7 protein-coding genes are annotated in these 12,799 nt (G+C 50.5%); 2 read left to right on the top strand and 5 right to left on the bottom strand.

The genetic code is table 11. The annotated features are described in order from the left end of the window. Positions 1 to 132: 132 nt before the first annotated feature. The 5 genes from DC20_RS16205 to nirB form a co-directional block, all read right to left on the bottom strand. Positions 133 to 3,657, bottom strand: a complete 3,525-nt coding sequence (locus DC20_RS16205; protein ID WP_062544783.1) for a nitrate reductase — start codon at positions 3,655 to 3,657, stop codon at positions 133 to 135. Between the two features lie 106 nt (positions 3,658 to 3,763). Then, entirely contained in the window at positions 3,764 to 5,116 is a 1,353-nt protein-coding gene (locus tag DC20_RS16200; RefSeq protein ID WP_062544782.1) for an MFS transporter, read from the bottom strand. 74 nt (positions 5,117 to 5,190) lie between these two features. Further along, complete coding sequence (locus DC20_RS16195) at positions 5,191 to 6,483, bottom strand: alginate export family protein (protein WP_245652233.1); 1,293 nt, start codon at positions 6,481 to 6,483, stop codon at positions 5,191 to 5,193. Between the two features lie 264 nt (positions 6,484 to 6,747). Next, positions 6,748 to 7,107, bottom strand: a complete 360-nt coding sequence (gene nirD / locus DC20_RS16190) for a nitrite reductase small subunit NirD (protein ID WP_062544780.1) — start codon at positions 7,105 to 7,107, stop codon at positions 6,748 to 6,750. A gap of 66 nt (positions 7,108 to 7,173) precedes the next feature. Continuing rightward, entirely contained in the window at positions 7,174 to 9,678 is a 2,505-nt protein-coding gene (gene nirB, locus DC20_RS16185; RefSeq protein WP_062544779.1) for a nitrite reductase large subunit NirB, read from the bottom strand. A gap of 826 nt (positions 9,679 to 10,504) precedes the next feature. Between nirB and cobA the strand changes: the two genes are divergently transcribed. Together cobA and DC20_RS16175 are read left to right on the top strand one after the other, a co-directional pair. Further along, positions 10,505 to 11,290, top strand: a complete 786-nt coding sequence (cobA, locus tag DC20_RS16180) for a uroporphyrinogen-III C-methyltransferase (RefSeq protein WP_083470354.1) — start codon at positions 10,505 to 10,507, stop codon at positions 11,288 to 11,290. A 177-nt stretch (positions 11,291 to 11,467) separates the two neighbouring features. Continuing rightward, complete coding sequence (locus DC20_RS16175; protein WP_062544778.1) at positions 11,468 to 12,739, top strand: hypothetical protein; 1,272 nt, start codon at positions 11,468 to 11,470, stop codon at positions 12,737 to 12,739. Positions 12,740 to 12,799: the final 60 nt, after the last annotated feature.

The raw sequence follows: 12,799 nt of genomic DNA, 5'->3' as shown, positions 1-12,799 counted from the left end.
CTCTTTATTGTCACCTTTTTGATGGCACGAGCTTGCAGCTCGTGTCCGCATGTATTCCCGAGCTCTAAGCTTGGCGATATGCGGGCACGGGCTGCAAGCTTTCGCTAGCGGCGCCACTAGGGAACTGTATTTCTACACCTTCTCCACTACCGCTAACTCTAAACTTTCCTCCAGTAGTCGTTTTACCTCGGGACGGCAGGAGCCGCAACCTGTTCCCGCGCCAGTAGAAGCGCAGAGCTGTTTCAGGTCGTTGCAGCCCTCGGCTATTTTGTTCTGGATGTTTCCGCTGCCCACGTTATTGCAGCTGCAGACCAGCTTCCCAATCACGGGTTCGGGTTTGTTGCCGCTGCGCAGTAATTGAAGACGTTTGTCGCTGAGCTCTATTTTGTTCGAGATCAGCTCCCGGAATTCCTGGAACTCACTTTTGTCGCCTATCAGGATGGCACCTACTAACCGGTCCTGGTGAATGATGCACTTCTTGTAGTAGCGCTTAGACTTGTCAATGAACACCACCTCTTCATAGTTCTCCTCATCCGGGCACTCTGGCAAGCCGATGCTGCACAAGTCGAACCCATGAATTTTGATGATGTTCATGAAGGTGCTTCCGGTATAGTAACTGGCCACATCGCCCATTAGGTACCTGGCCACCACCTCGGCCTGTTGCTCTGCCGCGGCGGTAATGCCGTACAGAATGCCATCAAACTCCGCAATCTCACCTATGGCAAAGATGTTGGGGTCACTGGTTTGCAGGCGCTCGTTCACCAGCACTCCACGTTTGCAGTCCAGGCCACACTCACGGGCAAGCTCCAGGTTAGGAACGGTGCCGATGGCTATAATCATAGCATCACAGTCTATGCGCCGCCCGCTTTTCAGTCCAACGCCGGTAAGGCGGGATCGCCCATAGTAAAGCTGCACCTCATCATCAAAGTATAAATCACAGCCCTGGTCTATCATTTCGTCCTGCAACATCTGACTGCCCAGCGGGTCCAGCTGTCGGTCCAGGAAGCGTGAAATACGTTGGATGATGGTGACCTTGGTCCCGATCTCCCGTAACGAAGCGGCCATTTCCAGCCCTAGCAAACCACCACCCACAATTACCACGTGCGCTTTCTCGGGCAGGTGGTTTTTAAAATTGTCGGCATCGGTGCGGCTGCGCATAGTAAAGATGCCCGGAATGCTGGGCACGTGTTTGGGAACCGCTGCCCGGCTGCCGGTCGCCATCAAAAGCACATCATAGTCCGTCCGGATGCCCCGGGAGTCTACCACGAACTTTTGCTCCCGATCCACTTTCTCCACGCTCACCCCGCGCAGCAATTGAATGTTATAAGCCGGCTCTTCGGAGTCCTGCATCTTCACCAGCTGCTCCCACTTCTGCTGCCCACTAATGTAGTCAGGCAGCATGACACGGTTGTAGAAAGGAAAATCTTCTTTGCTGAAGATGGTGATCTGGTCGTCCGGGTTTAGTTCACGGTAGGATTTTACAAACCCGAACGCCCCAGCCCCGGCTCCCACGATCACTATGCGCTGAAAGGGCTTTTGGTACTTCTCAACCTTTACAGCGCAATATTTAAAATCTGGTTCTTTGGAAATAGGATCGATCAAGTCACTGGTCACGTTGTTGGCGCGGTTTAGGTCGCTGCCCAGAATCTTGCCCCAGTGCATGGGCAGGAACACCACGCCTTGCTTGATGGAGACAGATAACTTCGCCTTCACCCGCACCTCTCCCCTTTTGGAACTTACCTGTACAATGTCTTCCTCCTTGATGCCCAAAATCTCGGCATCCAACGGATGAATCTCCACGAACGCCTGCCCGATGTGCTTCTTCAGCTTGTTCACCTTGCCCGTCTTGCTCATGGTGTGCCAATGATCTCGGATACGGCCAGTAGTCAAAATGAGAGGGAAGTCAGCGTCAGGCTTTTCACTCCGGAACTCATCTGGCACGGCATGGATGATGGCTTTCGCCGAAGGCGTATAGAACTGCTTATCCGTAAACAACCGGGCGGTACCGGCACCTGTTTCGCCCATTCGGTAAGGCCACTGCACAGAACCTTGCTTTTTCAGCACCTCATAACTCAGCCCAGTGATGTCAAGAGACGTACCGGCAGTAAGTTTGGCGTGTTCCTGGTAAATAGCGGCGGCATTAGAATAGCTGAACCCCTGAAAACCCATGTGCTGCGCGAACCGGCAGATGATCTCCGCATCGGGCAGGGCCTCACCGGGTGGGTCAAGGACTTTATTCAGGTAGCTGATGCGCCTTTCAGAGTTGGTCATAGTGCCCTCCTTTTCGGCCCAGGCCGCCGCAGGTAAAATTACATCTGCATAGGCAAGCGTTTCAGGGGTATTGCTGATTTCCTGCACCACCACAAACTTGGCTTTCTTCAGGGCTTCCTCGGCCAGCCGCACGTTAGGCAGGCTAGTCAATGGGTTGGTGCAGAGAATCCAGATGGCTTTCAGGCGACCATCGTTCAGGGCCTCAAACATCTCGGTGGCGGTTAAGCCGGGCTTCTCTGAAATAGAGGTTCCTCCCCAGAACTTCTGCACCTCGGCCCGGTGAATAGGATCATTCAGGTTGCGGTGCGCGGGTAGCAGGTTAGACAAGCCCCCAACTTCGCGGCCGCCCATGGCGTTGGGTTGGCCGGTCAGAGAAAAGGGACCGGAGCCGGGTTTACCTATGTGTCCGGTGATCAGGTTCAGGTTGAGCAGACTCAGGTTCTTGTTCACCCCAATGGAGCTTTGGTTCAGCCCCATCGTCCACATGGAAATAAAGCCTTTGGGGTTGCCGATGTAATGAGCAGCCAAGCGCAAATCTTCCTCCCGTACCCCGCAGATTTCCGCCGCCTCGGCTACTGATTTCTGGAAAGCCAGCTCTTTGTACTTCTCAAACCCTTCGGCGTGGTGCTGAATAAAGTATAGGTCTATGTCGCCATTCTCAATCAGTATTCTGCCCAAAGCGTGGTTCAGGGTCACATCAGTGCCGGGATTCAGTTGCAGGTGCAGATCAGCAACTGAGCAGGTATCGGTCACCCGCGGGTCCACCACAATGATCTTCACCTCGGGATGGGCGGCTTTGTGCGCTTCTACCCTACGCCACAAAATGGGATGGCACCAGGCGGGGTTCGCTCCGGTCACATAGAAACAATCAGCCAGTTCAATGTCATCGTAGCAGATGGGCACGCTGTCCTCGCCCAGGGCCATTTTGTACCCGGCCACGGCGCTGCTCATGCACAACCGGGAGTTGGTATCCAGGTTATTGCTGCCTATAAAACCTTTGATAAGTTTGTTGATGACGTAGTACTCTTCCGTCAGGCACTGGCCTGAAGCATAGAAGGCAACCGAATCTGGTCCGAATTTTTGAATAAAGGTCTTAAACACAGCAGCCGTCCGTTGCAGGGCTTCGTCCCAGCTTACCCGTTGCAGGTGCATGCTCTTGTTGTAGCGCATCTGCGGGTAGAGCAGCCGGTCGCTTTTGTCGTTGACGGTGTACTGCAGGTTAATTCCCTTGCTGCAAAGCATGCCTTTGTTCACCGGGTGGGTCTTGTCACCCTCTACGGCTACCGTTCCGTTCTTCTCTTTGGTGACCACTACGCCACAGCCCACGCCACAATAGCAACAGGTACTGGATAGACTTGCCGATTGCCGTTCGTTAGAAGGTACCATACGTTAAAAGCTTCTTGATTTGGTAAAATGATTCTCCAGGAGAATTCGATTGTTGCAGTTTCAAGGCTCTTTTTCGAAAAAGAGCCTTGAAACCGTTTTAATTCACTTACTCTTGGGCGTACAGCATGGCTGGAACATGCTCTCCTCTGGCCTCGGCCAACAGCTGCTTCAGCTCCAACCTTGCTTCGGTCTCGGTCTCCTTTGAGAAGCGGACCAACAGGGCCAGCACGGAACTCCCGGCCACAACTAACCCAATGATGAACAGCGCCTGCGGATAGGAAAAGGATTCTACCTTGAACAGGAAACCTGCCGCCACAGCCCCGGCATTGCCCCCGGCGCCCACTACCCCAGCCACGGCGCCCATGGCTTTCTTGTTGATGAACGGCACCACCGAAAAAGTGGCTCCTTCGGCCATCTGCACAAAAAGGCTGAATACCACCAGCGAAATGATGGAGAAGGAAAGCACCGTCATTTGCGCAAACACCATCAAAGCCAGTCCTTCTACCAGAATTACGGCTCCTAAAAACCATACCCGGCCAGACAATCCCCACTTGATGCCGGCTTTATCGCCGAAGTACCCCCCCAGGGTACGGGCGAAAATGTTCATTAGCCCGAACAGACCGGCAATCATGCCCGCGGTTTCCAGGCTAAGCGCAAAGTTGTCGTGGTAGTAGATGGCGGCAATGTTGTTGATGGTGAGTTCAATCCCGAAGCAGGCACCGTACAGCACAAACAACGCCCATACCCGGTAATCGGCAATGGCTTTCCAGAACGAAACCCCAGTTTTCTTTTTATCACCGGCCGCTTTCTGCAGCTCAGCCTTGTTCCCGGCTGGGTAATCTGTGGTCCAGAAAAAGTAAGCAATACCGCAAAGGATCATCAGCACCCCGGGAATCACCATGGCGTAGCGCCAGGCTTGGGCATTTACAAAACCCAGCGCCACAAAACCGGCGAAGAACAGCGGCATAACCATTTGGGTAATGCCTCCTCCCAGGTTTCCCCAGCCGGCGGTGGTCGCATTGGCGGTGCCCACCACGTTGGGGGCAAACATGGCGGTGGTGTGGTACTGGGTAATCACGAACGAAGCCCCAATTACCCCAATAGCTAGCCTAAACAGCAGGAAGCTTTCATAGTCTGTGCTGAACCCGATGAACATCACCGGCAGCGCTCCCAAAATCAGAATGATGGTGTAACTGATCCGCGGACCAATTTTATCACATAACCAGCCAATGATCAGGCGGGCCATAATGGTGATGGACACCGAAGCAATCATGATGTTCCCGATCTCCGATTTGGAAAGGTTCAGTTCATCGCGGACTATGGCCATGAGCGGGGCAATGCCAAACCACCCGAAGAAACAAAGGAAAAACGCGAACCACGACAAGTGGAAAGTGCGCATTTGTATGGTTTTCAGGCTGAATAGGTTGATGGAGGTTGCCTTACCGTGTGATGCTTTCATGATACTGCTGATTTAAGGTGAAGAGTAGGTTTGTTAGGGAGTGGCGAAGGATTTGCCGGTGAGAAGGAAAAGGATTACGGAGCCTGCTGCTGGAACAGAACCGGCTTGAAGGTGAGCATGAGCCAGGCCCATTGGTTGACCCCACTACCCCTTTTGCCTTTTAGCGCATCAAGGGAGTTGGTGGCGTAGAGTTGGGAATACCCCAGTTTCAGGTTAAAGTCAGCGCTGATGTTCTGATTGAAGACCAAGTCAATTTCTTCGCCTAGCCGCGAAGAGAGGGTACCTGTAGCCTCTGTAGGATTAACTAACGTTACCGGTGATTTAAAATGATGGAATTGCGCCAGAAGCGAACTGCTCTGGCCTAATTTAAAGGCCGTTTTCAGGAAAACATCTACTAAACCCGTGGTACGTCCCTCCTGCCCATGGCTGCTGCCCACGTAGAAGTAATCCATCAAGCCATAGAAAGCATGGTTGGTCCCGTACAGCGGATTGAAAGCGTGGTTGCGCGACTCTCCTCTGCCGGTGCCTGAAAGGTAATCTACGCCTAGGGTCACGGGAGTGAGTTTAGTAGTAAAGGTGGCGTATGCCGCCGCCAAATACGCCCGCACCGTTTTGCCAGCCACATCCTTCCCGCCCTGGAAATACAACTCACTTCCCAGCTTCACCCGTCCGGCGTTCACCTCGCCGGCAAGTCCGTAGGTTTGCCGGAAAGCTACGGTGGAGTCCGCTTTCTGCCGCCCGTCGTTAAAGAACAACGCCGACACTTTGGCCAAGCTCCACTCCTTGTGCACCCACAGGTACTGCATGGTTTTGTAATTGTCTACCCCTGAATAATAGGTGTCAAAAAGCTTGGTAGGCTCAGAAGCCACCGACTGGTTGAAGCCTGCTCCAGCGTGTACCGCAAACCCAGTACTATCGGCGTACTTGATGCGAGCGGCATCATGGCTGCGTCCTTGCTGTGCCCAATCCAGGTTGCCCAGAAAGCGGGCGTTGTCATAGTCCAGTTCCTGCCTGCCCACGCGTATGGCTAGCTGAGGAGTGAGTTGGTATTCGCCGTAGGCCTCGTATACATTGAAAAGACTGGGGTCTGATTTGTAGATCTGGTTGGTGTTTCCCCACACCCGCACGTCCTGCAGGGTTACTTTCACCCCTAGTTTTTCCCTCTTGTACAGCGCACTCAACCGAGACCGCTGCTCCACAAAAAAGGCAGGATCATCCTTTTCCGCTTTCACTGTTTTGAAACCATGTCTTAATTCAGCCCTTGGCCTCACCTCCGCAGAAAGCGTGAATTGAGCGCTTGCCTGTTTAGAGCACCAGAACAGCACACATGCCATCAACAGTATTTTATGAGCGAAAAGGTTTTTCATAGGAAAGCTGACATGGATGGAGTTAGACTACAACTTTTAGGAAGGTTAGACTCAGCAGATGCTGGGGTTTGCCTTGTTTTGAGCATACTTTCCCCATTTAAGGTCATAAACTGCCTTATTAAGAGAAACTTAGATATGTGACTTATTTTAAATTTTGTTTAGAGACATTGCGCCCTTTTACATAGAGCAATGCCTGGCACTTGCTTAAAAGATGAGTAGAATGAAAAACAAGCCGTTTTCCTGCTTACAAATAGTGCGGGTGTTTTAGCTTTCAAAGCCGATGTACACCTTGTCTCCTTCCACTTTCACGGGGTAGGTTTTGATCTGGTAGTCTTCCCCCGTCAGGCATTCACCAGACAAAAGGGAAAAGGTTTTCTTGTGAAAAGGACAGGCTACTTTCGGCTCGCAGGCCTCCCCTGTGCTGCCTATCATACCGCGGGAGAGCACCATTTGCTGTTTGTGAGGGCAGAGGTTCTGGGTGGCATACCATTCGCCCCGACGGCTGAAGTTGAAGATGGCGATCTGCTCCTCCTGGTACTTGACACAGGCCCCACCGTTTTCGGGTACATCATGAGTGTGACAAACCAATATCCAATCTACTGAGGTTAAAACTGCTACTTCCATAACTGACTTATATTTAGGTACTACTGCATTGATTCTTTGTTCCTGATTCACATTTCTAATTGAAACCTACCACTCCACTGCTTTCACCTGCCCGCGCATTTGGGCGAACTTCACTTGAGGATCTTTCTCGCGGGGGGCATTCACGAAGTGCACAAAGCGTTTTCTAAGCTCCGGGTTTTGCACCACTTCTTTCCACTCGCAATGGTAGTTATGAATGAGTGATTGCATTTCCTGCTCCAACTGTTCACAGATGCCAAGGCTGTCGTTGATGATCACGTTTTTGAGGTACGGCATGCCTCCTTCCAGTTTGTTTAGCCAAGTGGCCGTTCTGGTAAGGGCGTCGGCGGTGTTGATGTAGAACATCAGGAAACGGTCCAGGTACTTGATGCAGGTTTCCTTGTCTATGTCGGCGGCCAACAATTGGGCATGCTGGGGTTTGGAGCCTCCGTTGCCGCCCACGTACAGGTTCCAGCCTTTCTCCGTAGCAATGATGCCGAAATCTTTGGACTGCGCCTCGGCACATTCTCTGATGCAGCCGCTCACCCCGCCTTTGAGTTTATGCGGCGCCCTGATGCCTTTGTAGCGGTCTTCCACTTCTATGGCAAACGAGACGCTGTCATGCAACCCGAAGCGGCACCAGGTGCTACCCACGCAGCTTTTCACGGTACGCAAAGCTTTTCCGTAGGCATGGCCGCTTTCAAAACCTGCGTCAATGAGCTCTTCCCAGATATCGGGTAAATCACTTAAATGAGCCCCAAAAAGGTCAATGCGCTGCCCGCCGGTAATTTTGGTGTACAGGTCATATTTCTTGGCAACCTGCCCAATCACAATCAGTTTATCTGGGGTAATCTCACCGCCCGGAATACGGGGCACTACAGAGTAAGTGCCTCCTTTCTGGATATTGGCCAGATAACGGTCGTTGCTGTCCTGGATGGTAGATTGCTTCACAATCACCTTGTTCCAGAGGCTTGCCAAGATACTGGCAATGGTTGGTTTACAAGCCTCGCAGCCGTCGCCTTTGCCAAAGGTGTCCAGCGCCTCATCATAGGTCTGGATGTTGTTGAGTTTGAGCAGATCAAATAATTCCTGACGGGAGAAGTCAAAATGCTCGCACACATTGTTCTTCACGTAGGCCCCATTGGCTTTTTGCGTCTCCAGAATCAAGTCTTTCACCAGCGGCGCACACCCACCGCAACAGGTAGCCGCTTTGGTGCATTTCTTCATACCCTCCAGAGAGGTTACGCCCCCTTGCGTGACGGCTGAACAGATATCGCCCTTGGTCACCGATTCGCAGGAACAGATCAGGGCTTCGTCTGGCAGGCTCATCACCCCGGCTCCGGCATCACTCTCTCCTCCTCTGGAGCCCAAAATCAAATCCTCAGGGTTAGGGGGCAATACAATGTTGTTTGTGACGGTCTGCAACAAGATGTTGTAGGCTGCCGCATCACCTACCAACACCCCTCCTAACAGGTACTTGCCGTCTGGACTAAGGTTGATGCGTTTGTAAATGCCTTTGTGTGAATCTTCAAAAACAATGCTGCGGGCGTCTGGCTCAGAGATGAAAGGATCACCGAAACTGGCCACATCAACCCCAATCAGCTTGAGCTTGGTGCTCATGTCAAAACCAGTAAAGGCTTTCTCGCCCTGGCACAGGAGCGTGGCCACGGTCTCGGCCATCTCATAGCCCGGCGCCACCAGGCCATAGATCATGCCTTCGTGCAAGGCACACTCACCAATGGCGAAAATGCTGGTATCTGAGGTTTGCATGTGGTCATTCACCACAATGCCACCCCGGGTACCTACCTCTAACCCAGCCAACCTGGCCAACTCATCCCTTGGGCGTATTCCGGCAGAGATCACCAGCATGTCAACTTCCAGGAGGGTATCATCTGCAAACTGCAGCCCATCAATTTTACCGTCCCCTAAAATGTTGGTGGTGCTTTTCTTCAGATGCATATTCAGGCCCAGCGCCTCCAGTTTGGCCTGCAGCATGTTGCTGCCGGCCAAATCTACCTGCCGCGGCATAAGCCGGGGAGCAAATTCAATCACGTGCGTTTCTTCCAAGCCTAGGTCCATCAAGGCCTTGGCAGCCTCAAGACCCAGCAACCCACCGCCCATCACGGCTCCTTTGCGGGCTGTTTTGGCATAAGCCTGCATTAATTCCAGGTCTTCAATGGTGCGGTACACAAAAACCCCCTCTTTCTCTACGCCCGGCACATCGGGCACGAACGCAGCCGAACCAGTGGCCATTACCAGGTAATCATAAGGCTGGGAAATGCCATGTAGGGAGTGCACTACCTTCTGGGTGCGGTTTATTTCTGAAATGGTTTCTCCCAAGTACAGGGTAATGTTTTTTTCAGCGTACCAGTCTGGCCCAGACAAAGACAGATCCTCAGCCGATTTCCCATTGAAGAATTCACTTAGGTGCACCCGGTCATAGGCGCGTCGCGGTTCCTCTCCAAACACCACCACCTGGAAAGCATTGGTTTTGGCCATGAGCTTTTCGCAGAACTTATAGCCCACCATCCCATTCCCGATGACAACTACTATTGGCTTGCTTTGCTGTGACATACTACTCTTACTTTAAGATGAACACTTATTTTGTTTTCCCTCCCCAGGACTGATTCAGAAAAAAAATTTCGTTTTCACAATCTTTTTTGAAAACCATCCTTCAATCCTAAATCATTTTTGACTTCCCGAACTTTCTTCTCTTGTCCTTCTTTGCCTCTACCTTCCTTCCAAGTTCTTCCTGCTTAAATGAAAGATTCAAATTCCAGAAGCTATATTTTCAAAGTTTTCTAACAATTGGTCTTTACAGGCTTCTCCTTTTTACACTTTGTTATTATTCCAACAACTAACCACAATTTACAACAAAGTGACTTTTAAATTTTAGGCCCTATTTTATAGGGTCTATTTACCTGATATGGTATAAACATAAACAACAACCCCCTTAAATCCAAGGGTCGATATTAAAATTCCATTTACTTTATCTAAACCACCACCCTAAAACTTAACCTCAACCATTTTATATATTTCATGTTTTTACTTTGTAACTTATCCTATATTTAAGGATTGAAGCTAAAAAGTAGATGGTTTGCACCAAACACCTGCTTTTTGAGAAGGTTTGAGTTTTAAAATTTCGACTTTCAGAAATTATAGGAGGTTTTAGCTTTACCTAGGTGCACACGGCTAAGAATTACTACAGCAAGGCTCTTTTTTTCAAGCCAGAAAGCACAATTCAGGATTACCCGGGTACTAGGGGATAAAGAATTAGCTAGGCAAAAATGGGGAACTGCTAATTGAAGAACCTGCCCCACAAAAACTAACGTGGCTACTCCATGCCATCAAAAGAGAAAGAGTGTAATACCATTGCGGCGTACGCCCTGCCTTATTTACTATGACAAAAAACTCAAGAACTCCTACGCTGTATGTAATGGGCGCCGGACCAGGTGACCCGGAACTGATTACCATGAAAGCTTATAAGGTTTTACAGCAAGCCGATGTGGTCTTATATGATAATCTGGCCAACAAAGATTTACTATCCATTCCAAAAGCAGATTGCGAAAGAATCTACGTGGGCAAACAACCTTATAAAGACTACACGCCCCAAGAAGCTATCCATGACCTTATAGTAGAGAAGGCGTTACACAAAGGAACCGTGGTGCGCCTGAAGGGAGGAGACCCTTTTATTTTTGGAAGAGGCTTTGAAGAGATGCTTTTTGCCCGCGAACACGGCATTGAAGCCCATTACATACCTGGCATTTCCAGCATGCAGGCCATAGGCCTGGAGGACATCCCGCTGACGCATCGCTCGGTAAGCGAAGGCATATGGGCACTTACGGGCACCAAGAAAGACGGCTCCCTTTCCTCAGACTTGCTTCTGGCCATGCAAAGCAACGCCACTGTGGTCATTTACATGGGTATGAAAAAAGCAGAAGAGATTGCCCACACCTATTGTACTGCCGGGAACGGCCATATACCCGTAGCGGTCATACAGCATGTTTCGCTCCCGCACCAGAAAGCTGTTAAAGGGCTAGTAAAAGATTTGCCAGCTTTAATTCAGGAACACCAGTTAACCCACCCCTCCCTCATCATTATTGGGTGGGTGGTAGAACTACAGGCTTGTTTTGAGGCCCGCCTACCCCAATTAGAGGGTACGCATAAGCAAGCAAAAAGAAACTAAACTTGCCTTACCTCAACTCCTCAGAAACAAAATAAGTAAGGTTTATCCCTTACTTTTGGCAAAACAGCCATTAAATGCACTGACAGAGAAAATCTGTTTAAATTTTTGCATTTAAATTCTAAGTTCTCGCTTTGCGCTTTTGAAAACAGCTTCCAGTAAACAGTAAAGCATTTGCTCATGAAGACATCTTATTCAGATACATTTGACAACCCGCTGGTTCAAGGTATTAAGGTCATAGGCATTGGCAAACACGGCAGCAAGCCTTTAGCCAGCGCCCAGATAGAGGAGATTACCCATTACCTCTCCCAAGGCCAGACTATCCCCATCCAAAAAGGAGCTTTCTTTGGCTCACTGCTGGCGAAAGGCGTAACCGAGGAAGAACAGAAACTGTTGTTCGCATTAGACAACCGCCCTCTTTCAGGCACCGAAGATCTGTACCACGTGCTTTGCCCCGATGCCCCGAGCTTCCTTAAAGAGATTGGAATCAAACTTCTGGACAGGGCTCACCTCACTAAAAAGGAAGCAAACAGACTGGGCACCTTTCTTTATTCTGACGCACCGGGAGAGACGTTCCGGGGGATGGCCGCGAGCATGCTCCGCATCAGGTACGAAACCGATGAGGAATATCATGGCTTAATGGAAGCAGCGAATGCCACATTTTCAACTGGTTTTCAGGAAAACGGACCAAAAATAGATGGGCTTGTCCAATTAGCGGAGCCTTTTGACGGAGTGGAGCACTCTTACATGATTACGCCTCTTCTGGCAAATGCTTTTCAGGAGGCAGGGTTTCCCACCATCGTTTCCCTGGGCAGGACGTCTGGACCTAAAGTCAGCCTGAATACTTTGGATATTTACCAAGGGCTTTCGGGCCATTTTCTGAAAAGTACCCGAGAACTGGAGGACGCTGCTCCAACTTATGGCTGGGCACTGCATCAGCAGCTTTTGTCTCCGGCGCTGGACAAGTGGGTGGAAAGGAGAAGGCTAATTTTCAAGCGTCCATTTTTGGCTACGTTGGAGAAGGTTTTAAACCCCTGCAACGCCCAGATCCTGGTTACCTCTGTTTTTCACATTACTTATATAGAGAAGATGATCAGGCTCGCGGGCATGGCAGGATTCAAAGGAGTGATCGTGCTAAAGCGGGGGCTGGAAGGAACCCTGGCCCCTTCCCTTGCCAAAGCCAGCGGAATTGTCTGCGCCGCAATCCAGGCAGATAGTTCTTTTATTTCACACTCCATTGACGCCACCCAAGAAGCCTTCGCACCTTACAGAATGGAGGCAGATGAACACGTAGCGGATCTGAAACTGGAAGATAATCTCAACTTGATTCAACAGTTCAGCAAACAAGGCTCTACCGGCAATGAAGACTTTGATAAACGGGTACAGCTGGGCACTCGTCTGCACTTGCAGGGCTTGGCGTGGCTTCAAAGCCAATTTTCTCAAAACACCTGATAAATGGATAGTAAAAGTAAAGGAAGGGGAAAACTTTACTAAGTAGCTAAAGCTTCCTTA

The organism is Rufibacter tibetensis, from assembly GCF_001310085.1.
Taxonomy (GTDB): domain Bacteria; phylum Bacteroidota; class Bacteroidia; order Cytophagales; family Hymenobacteraceae; genus Nibribacter; species Nibribacter tibetensis.
Note: the sequence above shows the minus strand (reverse complement) of the source record. Positions and strands in the feature narration are given on the sequence as shown.